Origin of the sequence: Spirillospora sp. CA-294931 (assembly GCF_050946795.1) — a bacterium.
In the GTDB taxonomy this organism is placed as follows: Bacteria; Actinomycetota; Actinomycetes; order Streptosporangiales; family Streptosporangiaceae; genus Spirillospora.
In genome coordinates, this window is record NZ_CP192006.1 from 4,711,198 (window position 1) to 4,734,136 (window position 22,939).

Here is a 22,939-nt window from a genome sequence, read left to right on the forward strand (position 1 = left end):
GGCAGGTCAGGGCTGGCATACACCGCCTTACGCCACGCGGGCGGCACCAGCTTGTCGTCCACCTCACGCGGGCGAGCACCCCGGAGACGCGCCGCAGGAGATCCTCGGCGGAGGGCACCCGTTAGGGGATGCACGCCGCCTTGATCTTGGCCTTCGCGCGGTGATCCGCTGCCCTATGGCACTCTCGGCCACCAGGAAGGCGCGGGCGATCTCGGGCACGGTCAGACCGCCGACCATGCGCAGCGTCAGCGCCACCCGGGTCTGCGTCGCCAGCGCCGGGTGACAGCAGGTGAAGATCAGCCGGCGCCGGTCGTCGTCGATGGCGCCGACGGGCTCGGGTAGGTCGTCGTCGTACACCATCCGAGCCTCCTGGTGTTTGTCGTCGCGCTTGTTCTCGCGCCGGATCCGGTCGATGGCCTTGCGGTTGGCGGTGGTGGTCAGCCAGCCGCTGGGATTGGGCGGCACGCCGTCGGCCGTCCACCGCTCTACGGCGGTCGCGAACGCCTCGGCGGCCGCCTCCTCGGCGATGTCGAGGTCACCGAAACGCCTGGTCAGGGCGGTGACCACCCGCGCCCACTCCTCCTGGTGGGCCCGGGTGATCGCCTCCCGGACGTCGACCCCGCTCATTCGCCCAGGAACGGCCGCACCTCGACTTTCCGGTTGCAGCGCTTGGACCCGTCGGCGGCGAGCTTGAGCGCCGCGTCGAGGTCGGGGGCCTCGATGATCCAGAAGCCGGCCATGTACTCCTTGGACTCCAGGAAGGGCCCGTCGGTGAACATCGCCTCGCCATCGCGGTTGTCGATGACGGTGGCCGCCTCGGGCGAGGCGAGGCCGCCGGCGAAGACCCAGTGGCCCTCGGCCTGAAGCCGGTCGTTGTAGGCGTTGATGGCCGCCATCTCGGCCGGGGTGGCGGAGCCGGTCTTGTCGTCGATCACGGATACCAGGTATTGCATCGTATGGATCATCTCCTGGGGGTTGGGCGTCCCTGGTGGGCGGCGTCTCTCCCGCAGCCTGGACCCCTGGATGTGAAGAACGCCGTCCCTGCCCTCGACTAACGGAGCAGGGACGGCGCTCGCGGCGATGGGCCCGGCTACCAGGCCCCAGCTGTCCACGCTGCAACCCGCACCCATCCACGATTGACTCTCGCTGACTGCGCCACTTAGGTCGTGGTGGCGGTCGCGTACTGCGGGCGCCCGCTGGGCCGGTAGACCTGGATCGTCACGCCATTCGAGGTGGCTCGCGAGTCGACCAGGTCCAGTGCTGTGTCCGGGCCGGTGGCGGGGAACAGCCGTGTGCCCTGGCCGACGACCACGGGATAGGTGAGCAGGGTGACCTCGTCGACCAGCTGGTTGTCCAGCAGCCAGCGGACCAGGTTGCCGCTGCCGTGCACCTGCACCTCACCGGACAGCTTGGTCTTCAGCTCGCCGATGGCGGCCGCGATGTCACCGGACAGGACGGTCGAGTCCGCCCATTGCGGGTCGGTGAGCGTGGTCGATGCCACGTACTTGGGCCGCGTGTTCACTGCCACTGAGATCGGGTTGTCGCCCTGCTCTGCCCCCCAGGAGCCGGTTCCCCACGAGCGTTCGAAGATCTCGAAGGTCCGCCGGCCGAACAGGAACGCGTCGGCGCGCTGGAAGGCCTGGCCGAGGAACGTCTGGACCTCGTCGTCGAACAGCGGCAAGGCCCAGCCGCCCCGCTCGAATCCGCCCGTGCGGTCCTCGTCCGACCCGCCGAGTCCCTGCATCACACCATCGACAGTGACGTGCGTGATAGTCGTCAGTTTCATGATCGCGGTTCCCTTCTCCTTGGGCGGCCCCTCGTGGGCGGCCTCTCACCCATGCCACGAACACCACCACCCCGATCCGACACCGCCGCCCGGATTTCTTTCGAAGATCTTCTGGTACGCGCCGGTTGTGAGCGAACCGACAGCCAGGTGGTTCCGGGAATGACCGCCGCACTGTCGTGCCTGTGGCCCGCTCAGTGTTGCCGACCACCAGGTCACCAGCGCCCCACGCGGGCCGCACGTCGACAAGACCGGCCGAGGAACTGGCCGTTGCTGATGGGTGTTGCGTCGGCGACCGGAATCCGGTGCCGCGTCAGGCGCGGCGCCCGGCTCGCCAGTCCGAGGAGCTGCCGGATACCGGAAGGTGGATACCGAAGGAGCTGACAGGCTGAAACCCAGCAGGCCCCCGCGACCAGTAGCTCGCCAACATCGGCCGCATCTACGGCCCGGGGAAGGAAGCGCTCGGCGTGCTGGCCATCGAGATCAAGCTGGTCAATCAGTCTGCCACCTGATGTGGCGCAGGCTCTCGAAGATTTCAGCGCAACGGCAGCGCCCTTCTCCGCGCTGCGGCGTCCGCTGCTGGTCGGGGCCGGTCAGTCCATCTCCGCTTCGTCGTCGTGACCGTCGGCGGGTGAGCGCAGCGGCCGGAGTCCCTGGCTGGGGGTCGACGGGGTGATGGCGTAGCGGCCCAGGCAGTTGAGGTGGACGTGGCCGAGCGGGGACAGGCGGGCCACGTTCTCGTCGGTCACCCCGACGCCCTCACTGGAGGTCCAGCCCGCCGCGCGCAGGTGGTCGATGATCGCCGACGGGTACGTGGAGTTCCACAGCACCACGGCGTTGACGACCAGGCCGAGTGCGGCGAGCTGGTCCTCCTGGCCTTCCCGGCAGGCCTGGCGGATCTTCCCGCCGCCGCCGTGGCAGATCCTGCGGGCGAGCCGTTGCCGCGACTCCTGAACGCTGAGCTGACGACCCAGGGTGCGGCGGTAGGTGTTGTCGATCGGGTCCAGCACCGACAGCAGGTGCAGGGTCTTGTCGATTCGGCCGTACTCGGCGAACGCCCGCCCCAGCGGCGTCGGCTACCCGCCTCGGGCGATCCGAACCATCCCGTGTCAATCTCCCGGTGAGCGGCCTGGTAACTGTTCGACGATCGAGGCGGGTTTATTGCCTGGTGTGGTCGCTGTCGTCAGTTGAGTCGCGATGGCGGTGAGGCGTTCGGGCAGTGCACCGGGGTTGGATCTCGTCATGGCGGTGAGTTCGATGGTCGCTGTTGCGTGATGGAGTGGTCTGAAACGGACGGCGGGGCGTGGTGCGGACGCGGCGGCGGGCACGACGGTGACGCCGAGTCCGCACTCGACCATGGCGATTTGCGTGGTCACCGACCGTGCCCAATGGGCCGGGACTGGGCTGAACCCGGCGGTCCGGCACATGGTCGCCATGGCGTCGTGGTAGTCGGGTGAGATGTGGCGGTGCAGCCATACCCACGGGCTGCTGGCGAGGTCCGCCAGATCCAGTGGGCCGGTGGTGTCTGCGGCGGGGTGGTGCAGGGGCAGAGCCGCAACGAACCGGTCGGCGAAGAGCGTGGTCGCCGTGGTGCCGCGCGCTGGGGCGGTCTGGCGCACGATCGCCCAGTCGAGCGAGCGGTCGAGGAGCCCCGCTGCTGCCTCGTGTGTGTCGATCTCCTGGGTGCGGATCTCGACGTCCGGCAGGGCCTCGTGGAATTGCTCCAGTACGAGCGGCAGGGGCCAGGAGAAGGCCGAGGCGACGGCGCCCAGGCTCAGCCGTCCACCGCGCCCGGTGGCGGCCTGCCGGGCGGCGGCCTCGGCTTCCTCGGCGTACCGGATCAGGGCGCGGCAGTGGTCCAGGAACACGGTACCGGCGGGGCTGAGGGCCACCGACCGCTGCGTGCGGTGCAGCAGTTCACAGCCGAGCCGCTGTTCCAGCTGTTTGATCGCCTGGGACAGCGGCGGCTGGGACATCCGCAGCCGCTGCGCCGCACGGCCGAAGTGAAGTTCTTCGGCGACCGCGACGAAATACCGGGCCTGCCGGATCTCCACCATGATTCGCACAGCCTCTTACTAAGAGAGGAAATCAGACCTTCCAAATATATATGCGTGCTGTTGTAGTGGAAGCCATGAGCAACACGTCTGTCTTGGACCGCTTCGCAGCGCTCGACTCGGCTGCGGTCAGCGACGCGCTCGACCGGCTCGGGCTTGCCTCCGGAGTCGGCGGCATCCGTCCGGTGTGGGGCCCCGCGGCCGTTGTCGGCTTCGCCGTCACAGTGGGGCTTGAACCGCGCACCCAGGGCCCGGCTGAAGCCCACATCGCCACCACGGCCGTCGAGACCGCGGACGACCAGAGCGTCATCGTCGTCGACAACCAGGGCCGCACCGACGTGTCGTGCTGGGGCGGCATCCTGAGCCTGGGCGCGGCCCGTCGCGGGGTGCGTGGCGTCGTCGCCGACGGCGTGTGCCGGGACGTGGCGGAGGCTCGCGAGCTCGGTTTCCCGGTGTTCTCGCGGGGGTCGATCCCGACCACGGCGCGAGGCAGGTTGCAGCAGTGCTCCACCGGCGAGCCGGTGACCGTCGCCGGGCTCACGGTCAAACAGGGTGATGTCGTCGTCGCCGACGAGACCGGCCTCGTTGTCGTCCCGCGGGGACGGGCCGAGCAAGTGGCGGAGATCGCCACCATCATCCTCGCCCGGGAGCGCGCCATCGCCGACGAGGTGCGCGCGGGCACGCCTGTCTCCCAGGCCATGCACGACGCCCGCCTTGCCGGAGCAATGGAGCCGGTCCGATGAGTGACACCTCGAACCTCGCCACCGATCTGTCCACCGCGTCGGTCTCCGACGCCCTCGACTCGCTCGGGCTCCCCGGATCCCTGCACGGCATCGGTGCACTGCGTCAGGGCCAGCGGACCGTCGGACCGGTCTTCACCGTGACCTACGAGCCGGTCGACGAGACCGGAGGCACGGTGGGCGACTTCCTCGACGACGTCCCCACCGGCGCGGTGATCCTGATCGACAACGCCGGTCGCACCGACTGCACGGTGTGGGGCGGCATCATGAGCCAGACCGCCCACGAGCGCGGCATCGCGGGCACCGTCATCAACGGCGCCTGCCGCGACGTCGCCATCGCGACCGCCGCCGGCTACCCGATCTGGTCGGCCTCCCGGTTCATGCGCACCGGCAAGGACCGCGTCCGGGTCGCCGCGGTCCAGACACCCGTCACCATCGACGGCGTCCTCATCCGCCCCGACGACATCCTCGTGGCCGACGACGACGGCGCCGTGGTCGTCCCGGCCGCTCACTGGGACCAGGTCGCCCACGTCGCCCGCCGCATCGACCGCCTCGAAGAGGCCATCGTCGCGGCCGTCCGCGGTGGAGCCACGCTCGCCGAGGCGCGTGCGCAGCACGGCTACCACCTGCTCCAGACCCGCAAGGACCCCTCATGAACACCAACGACCGCGCCCGCGGCCACTCCAGCGCGACCCTGTCCGAGGCGTCCGGCCTGCCTGTGGCGCTGTCCCCCCGGATTCGGTCGCTGTGGGCCGGTGCCCGGCTGTGCGGCCCGGCGTTCACCGTGCAGGGCGCCGGCGGCGACAACCTGGCCCTGCACCACGCCATACTGCACGCCCCGCCCGGCTCGGTCCTGGTCGCCGATGTCGGCGGCGCCCGCTTCGGCCACTGGGGCGAGATCCTCACGGTTGCCGCCCAGCACCGGGGAATCATCGGCCTGCTCATCGATGGCGGCGCCCGCGACGCAACGGAGACTGAGGCCCTCGGCTTCCCGGTCTTCTCACGCAACAACTCCATTCTTGGCACCCGCAAGGACTTCCGCGGCGTCTTCGGGTGTCCCGTCAAGGTCGGTGGGATCACGATCCACAGCGGCGACCTCGTCGTCGGGGACGTCGACGGAGTCGTGGCGCTTCCCGCGCCCGACACCGAGCGGATCTTCGACCGCGCCGACGCGCGTGTAACCCACGAGAGGGAGCTGATGAAGCGGCTGCGGGAAGGCCGCAGCACCCTCGACCTTTACAACAACTTCGAAGCCGCGGGACGGTGACGGCGCCGATGACCGACAATCCGATCTTTGCCGTGGCCGCCAAGGCCCAAGCGCTGCGGGCCCAGGGCGCCGACGTCATCACCCTCGCCGCCGGAGAGCCCCAGGCGGCCACCAGCGCCGTGGTCGTGGCGGCCGCCGTCGAGGCCGTCCGTGACCCCGCCACCCACCACTACGCAACGGCCCAGGGCGACCCCGCCCTGCGTGCGCTGGTCGCCACCGCCGTCGCCGGTGATACCGGACTCGCCTGGAGTGCGGACGACGTGCAGATCACCCTCGGCGCGAAGCACGCGCTCTTCCTCGCCACCCAGGCGCTGATCGAGGCCGGCGACGAAGTCCTGGTCGCGGCACCCGGCTGGCCCGGGCACGCCGAGGTCGTCGCCGCCGCCGGTGGGGTCGCCGCCCCGGTCGCCTCCGACGAGGAGTTCCGCGTCTCGGCCGAGGCCCTCGACCGCTGCCGTACCCTCCGTACCAGGGCGGTCATCCTTTCCAGCCCCGGCAACCCCACCGGCGCCGTTCACCCCGCGCCCCGGTTGGAGCAGATCGCCGACTGGGCACAGCAGCACGGCATCTGGGTCATCAGCGACGACATCTACCGGGCATTCGACCATACCGGAACCTACCGGTCGATCCTGCGCGTGGCTCCGCGACTGCGCGGCCGTGCCGTCGTGGTGGGCGGAGTGTCCAAGGAACACGCCATGACCGGCTGGCGCGTCGGCTGGCTCGCGGCACCACCGGAGATCATCGCCTCGGCGCGACTGCACGTGTCCCGCACCATCACCCACGTCCCGACGATCAACCAGCATGCCGCCCGCGCCGCCCTGTGCGACACCGGAACACCCGCCAAGGCAGCCCGCGACTACCGGCGCCGCCGCGCGTCGCTCGTGGATGCCCTGAACGGGATCGACGGCATCGACTGCCCGCTGCCCGACGGCGGCATATTCGCCTTCCCCGACGTCAGCGGCCTCCTCCGCGACCGCGGCTGGTCCAGCAGCGCCGACCTCGCCACGTGGCTCCTCGTCACCGCCCACCTCGCAGTCGTACCCGGCGAGGCGTTCAACGCCCCCGGACGCATCCGGCTGTGCTTCGCCGTCGACGACGAGACCCTGATGACCGCGATCGAGCGACTGCAGGCCGTCCTCGCCCCTGCGGACTACGAGCCATCCGCACAACAGCCGAAGGTGGCCCGATGAGCCCCGTCACCAAGCTCGAACCACCCTTCACGCTCCCCCTCACCGTCGGCGCGACCCGCATCGAGGTGTCCGGCTTCCACCGCGCCGGCACCGGCACGCCCCTGGTCTTCCTCCACGGCTTCGGCTCGACGAAGGAGGACTACGCCGACATCGTTCATCAGGCACGGCTCGCCGACCGCCCCGTCCTGGCCTACGACGCCCCCGGCTGCGGCGCCAGCGGCTGCGCGGACCTGGGCGCCGTCTCCATCCCCTTCCTCGTCTCCGTCGCCGAACAGGTCCTCAAGGCGCTGCAGATCGACCGGTTCCACCTCGTCGGGCATTCGATGGGCGGCCTGACCGCACTCCTGCTCGCCGACCGCGACCCCAGCAGAGTCGCGAGCTTTACCAACATCGAGGGCAACCTCGCACCCGAGGACTGCTTCCTCAGCCGACAGATCATCACCCATTCCCACGACGATCCCGACGAGTTCCTGGCCCGGTTCACCGAACGCGTCGGCGGATCCCGCTTCTACGGCGGCGCCCTGTACGCCTCGAACCTTCCCCACAAGGTCCGGGCCGGAACGGTCAAATCCATCTTCGAGTCCATAGTCGACCTCTCCGACCACGGCAAGCTACTCGACCGGTTCCTCGCACTCCCCGCGCCGAAGATGTTCATGTACGGAGAGCAGAACAACACCCTGTCCTATCTCCCCGCCCTGGCCGAAGGCGGCATCGAACTCGCCGAGATCAAGCACTGCGCCCACTTCCCCATGTACTCCAACCCACCGCAGATGTGGGCTCACATCACCGACATGGTCACACACGCCGACACCGGCTCCTGACAGACCGGCCCGGCGTCGGCTCGGCACCGGCGCTATGTCATAGACGTTGCCGGGAACGGGCATCGGCGGCTGCGGATCAAAATTCCGACAGTCAGGACACTGGTGCCCAGCCCGCGGGTGACGGCCCGAGAGGTGATGACACGGTGAGCGGCGCGCCTCGAGCTGATCATCACGACGTCGCCGCAGGGATTTCAGGAGCCTAGGCAGGTTCCCTGGATACGCTTCGATTCCCTCGGCCCACTCTGTGGCCATCTCGTCGATGCGCTCAGGGTGGTCGGCGTAGGTGATGCAGGCAGCCAATCGCATATGGCAGCCTCGTCGCCTTCGACGTCGACAACTCCAAGGACTTCGTCGAGGGCCAGCACTCCCGCCGCCAGCGGCGTCGGGACGCTCGACCTCGGCGGCCCGCGCGGCCTTGACGACGACCTGTCCAGCGGCAGCCCACTCGGCATCAGCGGCCCATGCCTCGACACAGTTCATGGCGCTGACCTGCGCGTCGCCCAACCCAAGGTAGCGAGGGCCACCTAGCCACCCCGCGACCACCGTCCCACCCCGGCCTCTAGGTGGCGCGGAGGGCTTCGCGGGCTTGTGGGGAGGAGCGGTAGGTCTGGACGGCGTCGGCCAGGAGATCGGGGTGGCTGAGCAGGCTGTTGAAGCCGACGTAGAGTTCCGCACCGAATGCGCGGTTCAGGCGGCGCATCCAGCGGCTCGTCCGAATCTCCGCCGTCGCGCCGGAACGCAACGCCAGGCCGAAGAACTTCTGGCTGTTCACCTCGAACTCGGAGAAACCGACAATGTCATCCCACGGGACGTCCCCGCTGCTCGCGGGGAACTCAATCCGGATCATGTCGGCGGTGCAGGCCACATACTGCGGCCTGCGCCGGCGCCTCCAGGCGGCCACGCCCATGGCGCCCAGCAGCCCGGTCGCCGCGGTGAGGACAGCCCCCGGGATCAGGGCGAAGCCGCCCAGGCCATCTCCCTGGGCAAGGGATAGGCCTCCAGCCAACAGCCATATCAACCCCAGGGCCATCCCCAGGAGCAGGAGCGGCACCACCGACAGAAACGCCAACCTGTCCTGACGGCGCACCCGGAAGATCAGCGCCGGTGTGCACACCCCGCCGACCTCGATCTCGCCCCGTTCGGGCTCGGCGTCCCAGCGCGGCGGGAACAGCAAGAGCCCCCCAAACCAGCAGATCCACCCGAACCCGACGGAGAAAAGACCGCCAAGTACCTCACTGCTCAGCGCCAAGGCGACACCCGCCACCCCGAACACCACTCCGGTCACCATGATCAAAACGGCTTTCACGTACACCATCACCGTCACCCCCTTCGCCCGACTCAGACGCCTTCCATCGGCACCGGGTTCAGGCGACGGCAAAACCCCGACAGATTTCCCCACAATCGCGGTGGCCGCGGCAATTTGCCGCTTGCCAGGACAGGCCCCCGCTACGGGAGATGGGGTAGGCCAGACTTGGAGGCGGTCACCGAGCCCAGCGCGTCGAAGCGGGCGCCGGTCAGGTGGACCGGTGGTGATCCGTTGCTCCGGTTGGTCGTCCGGGCTTCCCAAGGACAACCCCGGGTCGAGGTCGAGCAGGACGCGCCGGGCACCAACGCCTGCTCGTCGGCTCACACCAGCGATGATCCCAGGTCAACGACCGGTGTCCCGCTGTTGCTCATCATGCTCACGACGATCGGCGATCGACTGCGCCACTCCGGTCGCGATGCTGACTCCCGACGACTTCGCCGCAGTAATGGACCGGTGGAACGACGCGGCGGCCGCAACCTGGAACCGGCACCTTTCCGCGCTGACCAGCTTCACCGCCTGGGGGCAGCGGCAAGAGATCCTGGTCACCAACCCGGCCCGCAGGCTGCAGCGCCGCAAACCTGCCCGCCGCGGCGACCGGTTCATCTCCAAGGCCCGCCCGCACAAGCTGTTCCGCGACAACTCCCACGTCTTGCGCGAACGTTTCCTGTGGCAGATGCTCTACGAGACGGCAGCGCGAGCCGAGGTGATCCTCGCCCTGGACATCGAGGACCTGGACACCGAGTTCCGCCGCCTGCGTCGTCTCCAAGGGTGGCGCGATCGAGTACGTGCACTGGCAGACCGGCACCGCCCGGCTGCTGAACACCGCACCTCGGGGCCGGTGTTCCTAGCCGACCGCCGCGCCCCCACCTCCGGACCACGCGCCCCCGCAGCCGCCGAGTTCTGCCCCACCACCCGGCGGGCCCGGCTGTCCTACCCCCGCGCGGAACACCTGTTCAAAACGGCCTCAACTGCACTGGACCCGCACGGCGACGGCTGGACCCTGCACCAACTACGCCACTCCGCACTGACCCACCTGGCCGCCGACCGGCGCACCGCCGCCAAACTCCAAGCCAAGAGCCGCCACCTGCATCTGGGCAGCCTCGGCTTCTACGTCAAGTTCGGTGAACAAACCTCCGCCCGCGTCACCGCCGAAACCGATCCCGCCGCTCGACGCCGCCACTAGAGCCCCGTTCGGCATCCCGAACACCCTCACCTCAAACCAACCGGACTCAACAAGCACCACGTCAGGAAGTACGACGCTCAGCAAGTCACGTCACAGTGCGGGACCGCTCACTGCCGCCGCTGCCGCACCCGATACCCCGGGCACTGGCGAGTCGCCAACCTCCCGCCCCGGCAGATCCCCTCCTGGCCCGCCCCGCCCGCCAAACAGGAACCCCCTCTGGATAGCCGTCCCGCCCTCAGAAGCTGTCTGTGAACGGTGCTTTAGCTATGCGTTACGGAACGGACTTGTCTCCGTGGATACGGCGGACAAGCTTGCGGTCGTGGTGATGTGATGGGAGGGAACCCGGCTGCCGCACAGATGATGGGATGTGCCATCCCCTTGAAAGGCGAGGTGCCATGTGCTGATCACGATCGCGGTGGGTTCGCTGGCCACGATAATGCTCCTGATAATGGCGCGGCGTTGGATACCTCGCTTGCTGGTCATCCACGCGGTACTCAGGAAAGACGGGCTCGGTTGGCGGATCCTGCTGGTCCGGCGTGCGACGCGGTTTGCCTTGCCGGTCCGCTTGACCGGCGTTGGCGGCGCCGCGCACCGGCTCGACCTGTCACTGATCGAACGGCAGCCGAGCCTTGATCTGGGAGGTGTTTCAGCCGGAGACCTTGCCCCGCTCAAGAACACCAAGGCACACCTGGTCCTGCACCCCGCCTTCCTTCAGCTGTGGGTGCGATCGAGGCTGTCCTACCATCACGTCGCCGCCTTTGCCTGGGAAGACCTGCACGATGTCCGCTTCATCGAACACGACCCCGAACGCCTCGGCCTGAAAGGCGGCCCCTTCCGCGGCTCGGTGGGAACTTTGCAGGTCTTCATTTCCCCACAGCTGCGCCTGTATCTCCTCCTTCGCATCAAACCCGATCCGGCCATCCTGGGACCCGGCTCAATCCGTGGATTCAGCGGACTCTCCAATGCATGACGCACCCCAGTTCAGCCTGGCTTGTCCATCATGCAGACGATCCAGCGGCCGTTCGCGGTGGCCTGCACTCCACCTTGACGGAGGTGCGTAGCGTGAACCGCTCGCTGAGCAGGCCCTCGATCTGCTGCAGGGCCTCATCGACCGGGAACGGGGCCCAGGTCGACCGACCGACCGCCGACTGGTCCTTGCCGGTCAGCCGGATGGCTTAGGCGATCTCTTCGCCGAACTTCCACACGAACTCCTCGGCGAGATCGGGATCAATGTCCACAGGCCGTGCGGGCTTGCGTCGCCACCACTTCATGACGTTGATGGTCACACCGAGGCGGAGAAGCGTCCGCTCTTTGTGCTCGCAACCCGCACTAGGCGGGCATATCAGCGCGCGGGTTCCGAGCACGTCAAGCACCGGGAATCTGCGAACTCGCGTGCTTTGAGCCGGGAGGTCGGCCCGATGACGGCGGCCACCTCGTAGGGGTGCAGGGCCAGTACCGCTCAAGGCCTGACCATTCCGCACGTCCTCGTCCGGCGGCCCGATGCGTCGGGCCGCCGGTTCGATCGTTGATTAGGCTTGCGTCAAAGGCAAGGTTTCGCCAACGGCCGGGAGCCTTCATGGACGCGCCGAGTGGAATCGACCGCAGGGCGCTCGCCCACCACATCGTCGCCGACGTCGACCGGGCGGCGCCGCTGCTCGCGCGGATACTGCTCGAGCGCGCGGTCTGGAACATCCGCCGCGACAACGGCGGCCATTCCCTCGGGGTGGCCAAGGACATGGCAGACGACTGCGGAGCGGAACTCCAGGCGGCCGGGGCGACCACACGGGAACTGGCCCGCGCTCTGGTCCCCCGCCACGACGCCGACCGCGACCTCACCGCCGCGATCACCGCGACCCGGCAGCTGAGCCTGGCCATCAGCAGCGAGAACAACGCATACGCGAGTTTCTCGATGGCCACCGACCCCGACAACCCCATCGACAGGGAGCGGGCCGAAAAGCTGAGCGAACAGTGGGGCCAGGCGCAGAGGCACCTCCGCGAAGCCCGCATGCCTGCGAGCCTGGGCAGCGGCAAGACCGGCTCGGTGCTGCTGGACCGCGCCCTCGACCGCGTCTTCAAACGGGGCATGTACTACCAGGCCCGCCTCTACCTGTTCAACCAGGAGCCCAAGCGCCCGTGGCGCCGCCGCGTCGCCGGCGTCCTGCACGCCGCGGCGTGCGCCAAGCTGGACTGCGGCAACGAGGCCGCCATCGGCGACCTGGCCGTCAACATCCGCGACGGACGCCGCGCGCTCGACCGCACGACAGCGAGCGCCTGGGCGCGGCAGGCGATGAGCCGCCTCGAAGCGATCGCGACCCCGGTGTTGGCCCAGCAGGAGCCGCTCACGCCCCACAAGGCCACCGCGATCCGCCTGCTGGCCCTGTGCCTGGCCCGCGAAGCGGAGGCCGCCTACAGGCCCGCCCCCGGCGACCCGTTCCACGGCCTCGCCGTCGGCGTCACCCTCCTGGTCCGTGACACCATCGACTAAAGACGCCCACACCGATGTCGAGCGCGGAGCGATCGTCAGTGGCGTTGGCGGATCATTTGTCAGTCATTGGCGCGTGCTCGGTGTGGTACCTCTTCTTGCACTTGCGGAGTCCGCGTCATCAGGCGTGGCCGGCGGTTTCGGCGGCGAGGTGTTCGGATTGGCCGTCGGCGCAGCGCTGGCCCAGCGGTGGGTGCCGCTGGCGGCCGACTCCATGCGCGTTATCCGCTCGCCGCACTGGCTGCCGGCGCCTCGTGCGGGTGCTGGGTCCCGCCCACCACCAGAGGTGTTGTCAGCGCTGGGCACCCGATTGATGATTGATGTCGGCTGCGCCGCGACGTCCGCCCGACCCCCCGTGGGCGAAGGAGTGAACCCGTGGTCGGCCACGAGGGAACGATCGAGTCCCGCCATGCTGGCTGGTATAGAAGGGGAGCAGAGGAACCGCTCCATCGGCGCCGCGGATCCGGGTGACGGCCGCGCTGAGCACGTCCGCGAGCTCGGGACTGACGACCAGGAGCCGTTGTTCGTCGGTCTTGGAGGGCGCGACCTGCAGGAGCGGGAAGAGCTTGCCGGTGGTCGCCAGCGTGTACTGGGTGATGCTGTGCTGGCTGGTCTCGAGCATCTCCTTGATCCGGACCCCGGTGTGGCGGAGGAACTCGATCGCGGCCCAGCCCCAGAACGCGCGGTGCTCGTCCAGGACGAGGTTGCGGCGGCGGCCGGACTCGTCGAAGGCGCAGGTGGAGCCGTTGCTGTCGAGCCGGTTATTGCGGCTGCCCTTGACGAACGTCTCCCCGAGGACAGCGAAGGGCTCGCCTCCCTCAGCCGCGCGGAGGGCCGCCAGTCCGATCCTGGCGTCACGGAGACGTCCTTCGGCTGTCCAGATCAAGGTGGGCCGTTCCCGGGTGCGCTGGTCCATCCGTGCTTCGCGTCGCGTGTTGTCCTTCTTACAGGTGATCTCGGTGGAGCTGATCGGGCTGGGGGGCCGCCCAAGGACTCCAGCGGGCCGGATCTTCAAGGGCCCACTGGGCGATGTCGAGGTAGAAGGCCCTGAGCCAGCCCAGGAACGCGGCGTAGCCGGCCCGCGGACTGGTCACCTTGAGCATCCGGCCTGTCCGGGAGCCGGCGGCGCCGTGCTGCGTTGACCGGCCGTGCTCCCGAGCCGCGGCCCGTGCACGCTGCGCCGGATCCGCTGGCCGCAGGGTGTGGCACGCCCGCACCGCCTGAGCGCGCCGCATGACCGGTCCGTGCGGGTTCGAGGTAGTGCAAGTCCGCGCGCCGATTCGATCGAATCACGCACGGTGGACCACTATGAGGTTGTGCAGCGCCCTGTCCCAGCCCCTGTCCCAGATCTGCCTCCAGGCCAGGTTTCCAACCAGGTCTCAGGTTCCGCTCCTGCCGCGCAGCTGGCCGGGGCGGCGCCTGCGGCGCCGCCGCCGGTCGGTGGCCTTGCGGCCGTGCCACCTGCGCGGCGGCCCGTGGAGGCCGCGGCCGGCCTTGGTGATCTGTTCGATGACGCTGTTGCGCTGCTGCCCGCTCTGGTGCCAGAGGTCCCCGGTGACCGGTACGGGCTGCGCGCGCTGACGGCCGCGTGGCTGCGCAGCCAGAACAGTGACGCCACCCGCCGCGCCTACTATCGCGATCTGGCCGGGTGGCTGGACTTTTGCGCGCGCACCGGCCTGGATCCGCTGGCCGCGCGGCGTGCGGACGCCGATGACTGGACCGCTTCCATGACCGCCATGACCCGCACTGGCGCCACCCGTCCGGCGAGTTCGGCGACCCGGGCGCGGCGGCTGGCCGCGGTGTCGTCGTGGTACACCTACCTGCAGTCCAACGACGTCGCCGACCGCAACCCGACGCTGCTGGCCAGCCGGCCCTCCTCAGCCCAGATCGCCGCCTCCGCCCGAAAGGCGCCGTCCCTGAGCGCCGCCGAGACAGCGCAACTGCTCGACACCGCCGAAGGCCGCGCCCGCGAACAGGACACCGAAGCCGCCTGGCGCGACGCCGCCGTCATCGCGCTGCTGTTCTACACCGCGCTACGCGTCTCGGCGATCACCGGTGCCGGGCGGGACGACTTGAGCACCGAAGCCGGCTACCGCGTGCTGTGGTACCGCGCCAAAGGCAAGGGTCCCGACGGACGCGGCTATGTGCGCGCCGACGGCGAACTGGCCCGGGTGCTGGACACCTACCTCACCGTCCGCGCTCGACGCCACGCCGATGGGGACCTTCCCGCGGGGCCGCTGATCGTCACCACCCCGCACCCCTACGACCCGAACAAGCCCGGCGACAAACCACTGACCCAGCGCGACGTCACCAACATCCTGCGCCGCATCGCCAAACAGGCCGGACTGCCTGCCGCGTCCCGCCTCACCCCGCACAGCGGCCGCCGCACCGTCATCACCACCCTGCTCGGCAATGACGTGCCACTGGCCAAGGTCCAGGACCTGGCCGACCACGCCGACCCCCGCACCACCCGCGGCTACGACGACACCAACCACAAGCTCGCCGCATCACCGGTCACCGACCTCACCCGCATCATCGCCAAACACCGCGACTCACCCGCGCGCAATGCCCATGACCGATAGCCGCGGCCGGGCCGGCAGACCGTTCACGGGCAAGAGCCTCCGCTTGCCAAAAGCCCGCCGCGCGCGATGAGACGGTGGTGGCCGCCGCGTCCGCCCGGAGCGCAAAGCCTCAGGCGACCATCTGGCACGTGGCGGGACGACTGGCGCGAGACAACGATCAGGTTCCTGGTGAGCGGCCCTCGATTCCGACCAGCTGCGCATGCTCAGGACTATGGACATCGCACGTGACGGTATGACCATCACCGAAGCCTGAGTGCTGCGGGCCGAGCGGGAGCGGGTGGCTCGGAAGGTGGCCGAGGGGCAGCGGGAGGCGGCCGTCATCGCGGGGCTTCGAGTGCCTGAGTGATCCTTGCGGTGATGCGGTCGACGTCGGTGCGTTCGGCTGGGGGTCTGATCTGGGCTGCTTCGGTGAGGAGGCGGGATGCTTCTGTGAGGTTGCCTTCCAGGGATGCCGCGCCTGCGAGTCCTTCGGTGGCCAGGGCTGTTGTGCGTGGGTCGTCCGTTGCCAGGGCCAGGCTCTCCTGGTGGTGGGCGCGGGCGGTGGGGGCGTCGCCGCGGAGTTCGGCGACGAAGCCCAGTTCCGCCAGGACGTAGGCCAGCCCGGAGCGGTAGCCGTCGGCGCGGTGGGCCTCCTCGGCGGCGCGGAGGTGTTCCTCGGCGGTGTCGAGATCGCCCTGACGGCGGGCCGAGGCGCCCAGGCCGACGCGAGCGTGGATGACGCCGTGGTGGAACGAGCGCTCGCGGGCTACCCGCAGCGCGTGGTGGTAGTGGGCGTCCGCCTGGTCGTAGTGCTTGGCCAGGGCGGCCAGCCTGCCCAGTTGGGAGATCTGTTCCACGACGACCGGCCACAGCTCCAGTTGCTCGGCCTTGGTCAGGCCCTCGTGGTGGAGGCGGCTCGCCCGGTCGTAGTCGCCTGCCACTTCCGCCAGGACGCCCAGCAGGCGCAGGGCGCGGGACTCGCCCCAGCGGTCGCCGAGCTCGCGGAAGAGCGTCAGGCTCTCCTCACCTTCGGCGCTCGCGGCCGTCAGGTCGCCCAGGCGCAGCGATTCCCACGACAGGACGCTGAGCGCGGCGGCCGTCCCCCAGCGGTCGCCGAGGGCGCGGAAGCGGGTCAGCGCGTCGGTCACCAGGGCGATGGCGGCGGGCGGGTCGCCGCCGTCGGAGCGGGCGAAGCCCAGGAGCCAGCGTTGGCGGGGTGACAGGTCGTCCGGTGGTTCCACCGAATGGCGCGGCATGCGTTCCCAGGCTTCCAGGGCGGACCGCCAGACCAGGGCGCTCGTGCTGTCCGGGACGTTGCCGAAGGCGCGGTGGGCCTCGCGGTACCGGCCGCGCAGGAACCAGTACCAGGCCAGCGCGTCGCACAGCCGCGGGGTGTGCTCGGCGTCGGCGCGGTCGAGGGCGGCGCGCAGGTTCGCGGTCTCGGTGTCCAGGCGGCGCAGCCATTCACGCTGGTCGGGGCCGCGCAGGTGCCGGTCGGCCTCCTCGGCGAGTTCGGTGAAGTATCGGACGTGGCGGTCGGCGGCCTGGTCGCGCGCTTCGGCCAGGCGTTCCCGGGCGTAGGCGGCGACGCTTTCCAGGAGCCTGAACCGTCGTCCCTCGACGGCGATGAGGGAGCGGTCGGCGAGGGCGGCCACCGTCCCGGCGACCTCGTCGCGAGGCACACCGGGGCCGGTGGCGACGGCCTCGGCGGCGGCCAGGTCGAACCCGCCCGCGCAGACCGACAGGCGGCGCAGGACGGCGCGTTCGCGCTGGTCCAGCAGTTCCCAGCTCCAGTCGAAGGCGGCGCGCAGCGTGCGGGCGCCCGAGCCGAGCAGCCGGAAGCGGTCGTCGAGCCGGGACGCCACCTCGCGCAGGCCGAGCGTGCGGACGCGCGCGGCGGCCAGTTCGATCGCCAGCGGCAGCCCGTCCAGGCGGTGGCAGACCGCGGCGATCTCCTCGGTGTCGCCGACGAATTCGGGGACGGCGTCCGCGACCCGCTCCCGGAACAGCCGGACGGCGTCGTCCCGCCCCAACGGGGGCACCGGCCACAGCCGCTCCCCCGGGACGGCCAGCGGCTCGCGTCCGGTGGCGAGGACGCGCAGCCCGGGCGCGGCTCCCAGCAGCGCCACGACCAGCCGGGACGCCGGGACGGCGAGGTGCTCGACGGTGTCCAGGACCAGCAGGAGCCGGCGGGTGCGCAGGGCCCGGGCCAGGTCGCCCCGGACGCCGAGCACCGCGGCGATGCGTTCGGCCAGGACGGCGGCGTCCTCGCGGGCGCCCGCGGCGTCGATCCCGGCCAGCTCGACCAGGCGGGCGCCCTCCTCGGCGGCGGCGACCTCCAGGGCCAGCCTGGTCTTGCCCACCCCGGCCGGACCGGTGAGCGTGACCAGCCGGTGCGCGCCCAGGAGTTCGCGGATCCGCGTCACCGCCTCGTCCCGTCCGATGAGCGCGGTCAGCGGGACGGGCAGGCCGGGGTCGGACAGCGACGGATCCTGGCGCAGGACGGCCTGGTGGACGGCGGCCAGCTCGGGCCCCGGGTCCACGCCCAGTTCCTCCGCCAGGCGGTCCCGAATCTCGCGGTACGCCCCCAGTGCCTCGGCCTGGCGGCCGTCCCGGTAGAGGGCGCGGATCCGGACGGCGTGCAGCCGCTCGCGCAGGGGATGGGCGGCCAGCATCGCCGGGAGCTCGTCGGCGAGGGCCCGGTGGTCGCCGGCTTCGACGCGCTGTTCGGCGAGTCCTTCGAACGCGGTGACGCGCTGTTCCTCCAGGCGCTCGGCGGCGGCGCGGGCGAAGGGGGTCTCGGAGTAGCCGGCGAAGGCGGGGCCGCGCCACAGGGCGAGGGCCTCTTCGTAGCGCGCGCTTGCGGCGAGTTCGGCGAAGCTTGCCGCGTCCACTCGATCGGCCCGCAGCCGGTAGCCGTGCGGCGCGGTCTCCACCAGGGCGCGCGCGCCCGGCTCGGCAAGCTCCAGTGCCCGTCTGAGCTGCGCCACCTTGGACTGGAGCGCCCCGGCCGCCTGTTCGGGCGGCGCGCCGTCCCACAGGTCCTCGATGAGGGTTCCGGCGGACACGGCCCGTCCGTGATGGACCAGCAGGTCGGCCAGCAGCGCGCGCACCTTGGCGCCCGGCACGACGACCTCCTCCCCCGTGTCGGTCCAGACGGCCAGAGGCCCGAGCACCCCGAATCGCATGCCGTGATCGTAAGCCGACCGTCAGCCGATCATCAGCGGCCCCTCCTAGCGTCGTCGGCATAAGGAGAACGACGAAGGAGTGAGCGCGATGTCCCAGTCAGTTGTGATCTACCCGCTGCCGGACGCCGACCCGGCCAAGGACCGGATCGTGTTCGAGGGCGGCGGACGCCGGGTGACGCTGGTCGCCGTCCCGGACGAGGAGAAGGCGGCGCCGGTGATCGCCGGGCTCGTCGACGAGGGCGCCGGGCTGGTGGAGCTGTGCGGCGGCTTCGGGCCGGTCGGCGCCGCCCGGGTGATCGCCGAGGTGGGCGACCGGGCGCCGGTGGGGGCGATCGGTTATGGCGGCGAGTCGCTGGCCGCGATCTCCCGCTACCACCTGGCGTTCCTGGCCGGGGAGGTCCAGTCGGAGCTGTTCCTGGTGCTGGTGCCGGGCGCCGACCCGGACCGGGACCGGGTCGTCCGCGAGCACGGCGGCGGTGCCCGGTTCACGACCGTGGCCGTGCCCGACATCGCCGCGGCGGAGCGGGTCGCCGCCGAGCACAGGGTCGGGCTGATCGAGCTGTTCGGCGGCTTCGGCGCGGACGCGGTGGCCCGGGTGCACGCGGCCGCCGGAGGCGCCCCGGTCGGCTCGATCACCTACGGCCTCGAATCGATGGACGCGGCCGCCGCCTTCCGCGCCTGATCCCGGCGGGGGCCGTCTCACGACGGCCCCGCGAGGGTCGCGCGCAGCGCTTGGAGGACCAGGTGGCAGGCACGGGCCAGGCGGTATCGCCGGGGGCGTTCGCACAGATGGCGGGCGAACTCCTCGCGGTAACGGGTGCGGCCCGGCGGCGGGAGAGGCCGCGTGCCGACGTCGACAAGCCGGCGCATGACCCGGCCGGGCAACGCTTCCGCTCGGGTTCGGTCAGCATCGCCCGGAGCAGCGGCCAGGGCGGCACGATCGCGCGGCGCTCGGCGCCGACGATCGCGAAAATGATGCCGACCAGCAGAACGACGCAGCACATCGCCAGTCCGACGAGCATCTTCGTGTCGTCGTCGACGTTCCTGAACCCCAAACCTCACCCCGTCAGGACGCTCCCCACCCTTGAGCATCCCGGCCTCGCGCCCGGTCGGAGCTTGGTGGCACTCTGCGGCCCGCCGTGCGCGGCGGGCCGCAGAGGTGATCATTCCCCGGCGAGCGGGATCAGCCGCTCCCCTCCTCCGGCTGTGACGCGGCCCCGACGCCGTAGGTCAGGCACACGCGTCCCTCCGAGAGCCGCCGGACGTCGTGCAGTTCGAGCGCGCGGCGGTGTTCGGTCGCGGCGAAGAGGGCGGGCCCCTCCCCCGCGACCAGCGGGTAGACGATGAGGCGCAGCTCGTCCACGAGCCCGGCGTCGATCAGGCTCGTGGTGAGCCGGGCGCCCCCCACCAGGTAGATGTCCTTGCCCGGCTGCTGTTTGAGCGCGGTGACCTCGTCGAGGCCGCGAAGGAGCGTCGTCGACGGCCACTGGAGCTCGTTGAGGGTGGTCGACAACACGTGGTGCGGGGTCCGCGCGGCGAAGCGGCCCCACTCGATCTCCGCCTCGGTCGGCATCAGGCCGGTGAGCGGGTGGGGCTTGCCGGGCTCGTTCTGGATCGGCGTCCAGTACTGCTCGTAGCCGGGGTACATGCCGCCCCCGAGCAGGCACGCGTCGATCCGCGACCGGATGCCGTACTCCTCCGACCAGTCCACCACCCAGTCCGCCAGGTGCTCGGGGCCTTCGAACTTGGCGTCGACCGAGATCTTCATTCCGGCGATCAGCTTGCGCATGTTTCCTCCTTGGTTCGCCCCACCGACGAACAGGGACGCGTCAAATCGACAGGTCCCGGAGAAAACCCTCAGACGGTCCGGAAAGCGGGTGCTCAGGCGCGGGCGCCGGTCTCCGACAGGCGGCGGGCCAGGAAGCGGCGTTCGCTGTCGGTGGTGGCCAGCGCGAGGGCGCGGCGGTAGGCGGTGGCGGCCTCGCCGGTGCGGTGCAGGCGGCGCAGGAGGTCGGCGCGGGTGGCGGGCAGCAGATGGTAGTCGGGCAGGGCGCCGGACGCCTCCAGCGCCTCGACGATTTCGAGCCCGGCCGCCGGGCCCTGGGCCATGGCGACCGCGACGGCGCGGTTCAGCTCCACCACCGGGGAGGGCACCAGCTCGGCCAGGCGGCCGTACAGGCCGGCGATCTGGTGCCAGTCGGTGGCGGCGGCGCCGTGGGCGGTGGCGTGGCAGGCGACGATGGCCGCCTGGATCTGGTACGGGCCGGGACGCCCCCGTTCGAGGGTCTTCTTCAGCAGGGCGACGCCCTCGGCGATCTCGGCGGCGTCCCAGCGGGAACGGTCCTGCTCTTCCAGCGGAACCAGGTCGCCCGCGTCGTCCAGGCGGGCGTCGCGGCGGGCGTCGTGCAGCAGGGTGAGCGCGAGCAGCCCCGCGACCTCGGCTTCGTCCGGCATGAGGCGGGCCAGCAGGCGGGTGAGCCGCATCGCCTCGGCCGACAGCCTGCGGCGCGTCAGGTCGGCGCCGCTGGTGGCGGAGTAGCCCTCGTTGAACAGCAGGTAGAGAACGCCCAGGACCGCCTGCGTGCGCTCGGGCAGCAGGTGGGCGGGCGGCACCCGGTACGGAATCGCGGCATTGCGGATCTTGCGTTTGGCCCGGACGAGGCGCTGGGCCATCGTGGCCTCCGGCACCAGGAAGGCCCTGGCGATCTCGGGGGTGGTCAGGCCCGCCAGGGTGCGCAGGGTGAGGGCGACCTGGGCCTCCATGACCAGCGCGGGGTGGCAGCAGGTGAAGATCAGCCGCAGCCGGTCGTCGGGCACGCCGCTGAGGACGGCCTCGTCGTCGCGCGTCGCGCCGCCGCGCGCCCCGGCCGCGACCTCGCGCAGCTTGGCGGCGCCGACGGCCTCGCGGCGCAGCCGGTCGGTGGCGCGGTTGCGGGCGGTTCGAGTGAGCCAGGCGCCGGGACGGCTCGGGACGCCGTCGCGCCGCCAGGTCTCCAGCGCCTGCGTGAAGGCATCCTGCGCGCACTCCTCGGCCAGGTCCCAGTCGCCGGTGACCCCGATGAGGGTCGCGACGATCTGGCCCCAGTCGGTCTGGAACGCCTCGGCGACCGCCCGCTCGACCTGGCCGCTCACTCCCAGACCGGCCTCACCTCGACCGCGCCGTGCGCGGCGAAGGGATGCCGGGAGGCGACCTCGACCGCCATGTCGAGGTCGTCGCACTCGATCATCGCGAACCCGCCGATCTGCTCCTTGGTCTCGACGAACGGCCCGTCGCTGATCAGGACCTGGCCGTCGCGCGTCCGGACGGTGGTGGAGTCGCCGCCGGGGCGCAGGCGGGCGCCGCCCAGCAGCGTGACGCCCGCGCGGTCCATGTAGTCCATCCAGGCGACGTGCGCGGGCAGGCGCTCGATCTCCTCGTGCCCGAGCGGGACGGTACCGTCGTCGCTGATCACCAGCACGTACTTCATGCGTCCTCCTGGCCGCCTCGACGTGCCGGGGAGTCTACGAGGCGCCGGTGACAGGACGCACGACCGCCAGGTACTCGTGCTCGTCGCGCAGCAGCCCGTCCAGCCCCGGCTGCGGCGACGGCGGGAGCACGCGGTCTCCCACGACGATCCCGGTGAGGGTCAGGCCGGTGCCGGTCAGCAGCAGCGCCAGGTCGGCGGGGGTGTAGCAGCGCAGCACCTGGGTGATCTTCTGGTCGGGGGCGGCGGCGTCCCACCAGGTGTCGACGGCGGCGCAGGTGACGGGGTCGAAGCGGGTCCGCTCGCGCAACTCGTGCTCGTAGCCCGCCTCGGGGTCCGGGGTCAGGTGCTCGTCGTCGCCGTCCCAGCCGGCCCAGACGAACGGGTTGAACACATCGATCAGCGCGACTCCGTCCGGCCGGAGCCAGCGCGTGGCGATGCGGTCCAGGAGGCGGCGCTGGTCGGCGTCGAAGCCGATGCCGAAGCCGTTCCAGTAGGCGACGATGTCGAAGCGGCCGTCGGGTTCGGCCTCGTAGAAGTCCTGCTTGTGCAGGGTCAGCGCCCCGGGTGGCAGGTCGCGGGCGAGGCGGGCGGTCTGGTCGGCGCGGTCGCTGATCTCGATGGCGGTGACCGTGTATCCGGCCTCCGCCGAGGCCACGGCGGTCGTCCCGTAGCCGGAGCCCAGTTCCAGGACGCGTCCCCTCTCGCCGCCGTGTTCGCGCAGGAGCCGCACCCGGCGCAGGTCGCGGTCGGTGATCCGCGCATCTGCCTTCTCCCACCACGCCCCGGTCCTGGAGTAGAAGTCCCGCACCCAATCCATGATCATCAGTCAAGCAGAGCGGGCGGCCGCGCGGCCACGGGTTATCGGTCTTGACCTCAACCAATCTTGAGGGACCAGGG

The 22,939-nt window shown here is 70.8% G+C and carries 23 protein-coding genes and 1 pseudogene; 10 read left to right on the forward strand and 14 right to left on the reverse strand.

Annotated features, from left to right (window positions below; translation table 11 throughout):
* Window positions 1-63: 63 nt before the first annotated feature.
* From ACQPY4_RS21220 to ACQPY4_RS21240, 5 genes and pseudogenes are all read right to left on the reverse strand, one after another.
* Entirely contained in the window at window positions 64-627 is a 564-nt protein-coding gene (locus tag ACQPY4_RS21220) for a sigma factor (RefSeq protein WP_433323173.1), read from the reverse strand.
* Complete coding sequence (locus tag ACQPY4_RS21225) at window positions 624-953, reverse strand: YciI family protein (RefSeq protein ID WP_433323175.1); 330 nt, start codon at window positions 951-953, stop codon at window positions 624-626. The genes ACQPY4_RS21220 and ACQPY4_RS21225 overlap by 4 nt, the downstream gene beginning before the upstream one ends.
* 206 nt (window positions 954-1,159) lie before the next feature.
* Window positions 1,160-1,786: a dihydrofolate reductase family protein gene (locus ACQPY4_RS21230; protein ID WP_433323177.1), complete on the reverse strand. Its 627-nt coding sequence runs from the start codon at window positions 1,784-1,786 to the stop codon at window positions 1,160-1,162.
* 590 nt (window positions 1,787-2,376) lie between these two features.
* Window positions 2,377-2,859: pseudogene (locus ACQPY4_RS21235) on the reverse strand (Tn3 family transposase); the annotation flags it as partial.
* A 33-nt stretch (window positions 2,860-2,892) separates the two neighbouring features.
* Entirely contained in the window at window positions 2,893-3,840 is a 948-nt protein-coding gene (locus ACQPY4_RS21240) for a LysR substrate-binding domain-containing protein (RefSeq protein WP_433323179.1), read from the reverse strand.
* A 74-nt stretch (window positions 3,841-3,914) separates the two neighbouring features.
* Between ACQPY4_RS21240 and ACQPY4_RS21245 the strand changes: the two genes are divergently transcribed.
* From ACQPY4_RS21245 to ACQPY4_RS21265, 5 genes are read left to right on the forward strand one after another with little or no spacing between them, the layout of a single operon-like run.
* Window positions 3,915-4,580 carry an RraA family protein gene (locus ACQPY4_RS21245; RefSeq protein WP_433323181.1) on the forward strand — a complete coding sequence of 222 codons (666 nt, stop codon included), beginning with the start codon at window positions 3,915-3,917 and terminating at the stop codon, window positions 4,578-4,580.
* On the forward strand, window positions 4,577-5,233 hold the full coding sequence (locus ACQPY4_RS21250) for an RraA family protein (protein WP_433323183.1): 657 nt from the start codon (window positions 4,577-4,579) through the stop codon (window positions 5,231-5,233). Before ACQPY4_RS21245 ends, ACQPY4_RS21250 begins: the two co-directional genes overlap by 4 nt.
* Window positions 5,230-5,844, forward strand: coding sequence for an RraA family protein (locus tag ACQPY4_RS21255; protein WP_433323185.1), 615 nt, complete (start codon window positions 5,230-5,232; stop codon window positions 5,842-5,844). The genes ACQPY4_RS21250 and ACQPY4_RS21255 overlap by 4 nt, the downstream gene beginning before the upstream one ends.
* A gap of 8 nt (window positions 5,845-5,852) precedes the next feature.
* The gene (locus tag ACQPY4_RS21260) at window positions 5,853-7,034 is read left to right on the forward strand and encodes an aminotransferase class I/II-fold pyridoxal phosphate-dependent enzyme (RefSeq protein ID WP_433323187.1); all 1,182 of its coding nucleotides are present in this window, start codon (window positions 5,853-5,855) and stop codon (window positions 7,032-7,034) included.
* Entirely contained in the window at window positions 7,031-7,855 is an 825-nt protein-coding gene (locus tag ACQPY4_RS21265; protein ID WP_433323189.1) for an alpha/beta fold hydrolase, read from the forward strand. The genes ACQPY4_RS21260 and ACQPY4_RS21265 overlap by 4 nt, the downstream gene beginning before the upstream one ends.
* A 559-nt stretch (window positions 7,856-8,414) precedes the next feature.
* On the opposite strand, the gene ACQPY4_RS21270 is transcribed toward ACQPY4_RS21265, so the two are convergent.
* Window positions 8,415-9,173, reverse strand: a complete 759-nt coding sequence (locus tag ACQPY4_RS21270; RefSeq protein WP_433323191.1) for a hypothetical protein — start codon at window positions 9,171-9,173, stop codon at window positions 8,415-8,417.
* Between the two features lie 403 nt (window positions 9,174-9,576).
* Between ACQPY4_RS21270 and ACQPY4_RS21275 the strand changes: the two genes are divergently transcribed.
* From ACQPY4_RS21275 to ACQPY4_RS21285, 3 genes are all read left to right on the forward strand, one after another.
* The gene (locus ACQPY4_RS21275) at window positions 9,577-10,344 is read left to right on the forward strand and encodes a tyrosine-type recombinase/integrase (protein ID WP_433323193.1); all 768 of its coding nucleotides are present in this window, start codon (window positions 9,577-9,579) and stop codon (window positions 10,342-10,344) included.
* A gap of 397 nt (window positions 10,345-10,741) precedes the next feature.
* Window positions 10,742-11,314, forward strand: a complete 573-nt coding sequence (locus ACQPY4_RS21280; protein ID WP_433323195.1) for a hypothetical protein — start codon at window positions 10,742-10,744, stop codon at window positions 11,312-11,314.
* A gap of 606 nt (window positions 11,315-11,920) precedes the next feature.
* Window positions 11,921-12,829 (forward strand): hypothetical protein, encoded by a 909-nt coding sequence (locus tag ACQPY4_RS21285; protein ID WP_433323197.1) that lies wholly within the window; start codon window positions 11,921-11,923, stop codon window positions 12,827-12,829.
* Between the two features lie 289 nt (window positions 12,830-13,118).
* Here the strand turns inward: ACQPY4_RS21285 and ACQPY4_RS21290 are convergent, their stop codons facing one another.
* Together ACQPY4_RS21290 and ACQPY4_RS21295 are read right to left on the reverse strand one after the other, a co-directional pair.
* Window positions 13,119-13,742, reverse strand: a complete 624-nt coding sequence (locus ACQPY4_RS21290; protein ID WP_433323199.1) for a hypothetical protein — start codon at window positions 13,740-13,742, stop codon at window positions 13,119-13,121.
* 28 nt (window positions 13,743-13,770) lie between these two features.
* Window positions 13,771-13,920 carry a hypothetical protein gene (locus tag ACQPY4_RS21295; protein WP_433323201.1) on the reverse strand — a complete coding sequence of 50 codons (150 nt, stop codon included), beginning with the start codon at window positions 13,918-13,920 and terminating at the stop codon, window positions 13,771-13,773.
* Window positions 13,921-14,301: 381 nt separating this feature from the next.
* Between ACQPY4_RS21295 and ACQPY4_RS21300 the strand changes: the two genes are divergently transcribed.
* Window positions 14,302-15,408 carry a tyrosine-type recombinase/integrase gene (locus ACQPY4_RS21300; protein WP_433323203.1) on the forward strand — a complete coding sequence of 369 codons (1,107 nt, stop codon included), beginning with the start codon at window positions 14,302-14,304 and terminating at the stop codon, window positions 15,406-15,408.
* A gap of 317 nt (window positions 15,409-15,725) precedes the next feature.
* Here ACQPY4_RS21300 and ACQPY4_RS21305 read toward each other — a convergent pair whose 3' ends face one another.
* Entirely contained in the window at window positions 15,726-18,575 is a 2,850-nt protein-coding gene (locus ACQPY4_RS21305; RefSeq protein WP_433323205.1) for a BTAD domain-containing putative transcriptional regulator, read from the reverse strand.
* A gap of 88 nt (window positions 18,576-18,663) precedes the next feature.
* On the opposite strand from ACQPY4_RS21305, the gene ACQPY4_RS21310 reads away from it, so the two are divergent.
* On the forward strand, window positions 18,664-19,257 hold the full coding sequence (locus ACQPY4_RS21310) for a DUF6506 family protein (RefSeq protein WP_433323207.1): 594 nt from the start codon (window positions 18,664-18,666) through the stop codon (window positions 19,255-19,257).
* A gap of 17 nt (window positions 19,258-19,274) precedes the next feature.
* Here ACQPY4_RS21310 and ACQPY4_RS21315 read toward each other — a convergent pair whose 3' ends face one another.
* The 5 genes from ACQPY4_RS21315 to ACQPY4_RS21335 form a co-directional block, all read right to left on the reverse strand.
* Window positions 19,275-19,445 carry a hypothetical protein gene (locus tag ACQPY4_RS21315; RefSeq protein WP_433323209.1) on the reverse strand — a complete coding sequence of 57 codons (171 nt, stop codon included), beginning with the start codon at window positions 19,443-19,445 and terminating at the stop codon, window positions 19,275-19,277.
* Between the two features lie 313 nt (window positions 19,446-19,758).
* Entirely contained in the window at window positions 19,759-20,364 is a 606-nt protein-coding gene (locus tag ACQPY4_RS21320; RefSeq protein WP_433323211.1) for a dihydrofolate reductase family protein, read from the reverse strand.
* Between the two features lie 92 nt (window positions 20,365-20,456).
* Window positions 20,457-21,707: an RNA polymerase sigma factor gene (locus ACQPY4_RS21325; protein ID WP_433323213.1), complete on the reverse strand. Its 1,251-nt coding sequence runs from the start codon at window positions 21,705-21,707 to the stop codon at window positions 20,457-20,459.
* Window positions 21,704-22,042, reverse strand: a complete 339-nt coding sequence (locus tag ACQPY4_RS21330) for a YciI family protein (RefSeq protein ID WP_433323215.1) — start codon at window positions 22,040-22,042, stop codon at window positions 21,704-21,706. Before ACQPY4_RS21330 ends, ACQPY4_RS21325 begins: the two co-directional genes overlap by 4 nt.
* 34 nt (window positions 22,043-22,076) lie before the next feature.
* Complete coding sequence (locus tag ACQPY4_RS21335) at window positions 22,077-22,859, reverse strand: class I SAM-dependent methyltransferase (RefSeq protein ID WP_433323217.1); 783 nt, start codon at window positions 22,857-22,859, stop codon at window positions 22,077-22,079.
* Window positions 22,860-22,939: the final 80 nt, after the last annotated feature.

Excerpts from the sequence above, each read along its gene's own strand:
- ACQPY4_RS21220 (WP_433323173.1), bottom strand. The coding sequence starts at position 627 with ATGAGCGGGGTCGACGTCCGGGAGGCGATCACCCGGGCCCACCAGGAG.
- ACQPY4_RS21225 (WP_433323175.1), bottom strand. The coding sequence starts at position 953 with ATGCAATACCTGGTATCCGTGATCGACGACAAGACCGGCTCCGCCACC.
- ACQPY4_RS21230 (WP_433323177.1), bottom strand. The coding sequence starts at position 1,786 with ATGAAACTGACGACTATCACGCACGTCACTGTCGATGGTGTGATGCAG.
- ACQPY4_RS21240 (WP_433323179.1), bottom strand. The coding sequence starts at position 3,840 with ATGGTGGAGATCCGGCAGGCCCGGTATTTCGTCGCGGTCGCCGAAGAA.
- ACQPY4_RS21245 (WP_433323181.1), top strand. The coding sequence starts at position 3,915 with ATGAGCAACACGTCTGTCTTGGACCGCTTCGCAGCGCTCGACTCGGCT.
- ACQPY4_RS21250 (WP_433323183.1), top strand. The coding sequence starts at position 4,577 with ATGAGTGACACCTCGAACCTCGCCACCGATCTGTCCACCGCGTCGGTC.
- ACQPY4_RS21255 (WP_433323185.1), top strand. The coding sequence starts at position 5,230 with ATGAACACCAACGACCGCGCCCGCGGCCACTCCAGCGCGACCCTGTCC.
- ACQPY4_RS21260 (WP_433323187.1), top strand. The coding sequence starts at position 5,853 with ATGACCGACAATCCGATCTTTGCCGTGGCCGCCAAGGCCCAAGCGCTG.
- ACQPY4_RS21265 (WP_433323189.1), top strand. The coding sequence starts at position 7,031 with ATGAGCCCCGTCACCAAGCTCGAACCACCCTTCACGCTCCCCCTCACC.
- ACQPY4_RS21275 (WP_433323193.1), top strand. The coding sequence starts at position 9,577 with ATGCTGACTCCCGACGACTTCGCCGCAGTAATGGACCGGTGGAACGAC.
- ACQPY4_RS21285 (WP_433323197.1), top strand. The coding sequence starts at position 11,921 with ATGGACGCGCCGAGTGGAATCGACCGCAGGGCGCTCGCCCACCACATC.
- ACQPY4_RS21290 (WP_433323199.1), bottom strand. The coding sequence starts at position 13,742 with ATGGACCAGCGCACCCGGGAACGGCCCACCTTGATCTGGACAGCCGAA.
- ACQPY4_RS21305 (WP_433323205.1), bottom strand. The coding sequence starts at position 18,575 with ATGCGATTCGGGGTGCTCGGGCCTCTGGCCGTCTGGACCGACACGGGG.
- ACQPY4_RS21310 (WP_433323207.1), top strand. The coding sequence starts at position 18,664 with ATGTCCCAGTCAGTTGTGATCTACCCGCTGCCGGACGCCGACCCGGCC.
- ACQPY4_RS21315 (WP_433323209.1), bottom strand. The coding sequence starts at position 19,445 with ATGCGCCGGCTTGTCGACGTCGGCACGCGGCCTCTCCCGCCGCCGGGC.
- ACQPY4_RS21320 (WP_433323211.1), bottom strand. The coding sequence starts at position 20,364 with ATGCGCAAGCTGATCGCCGGAATGAAGATCTCGGTCGACGCCAAGTTC.
- ACQPY4_RS21330 (WP_433323215.1), bottom strand. The coding sequence starts at position 22,042 with ATGAAGTACGTGCTGGTGATCAGCGACGACGGTACCGTCCCGCTCGGG.
- ACQPY4_RS21335 (WP_433323217.1), bottom strand. The coding sequence starts at position 22,859 with ATGGATTGGGTGCGGGACTTCTACTCCAGGACCGGGGCGTGGTGGGAG.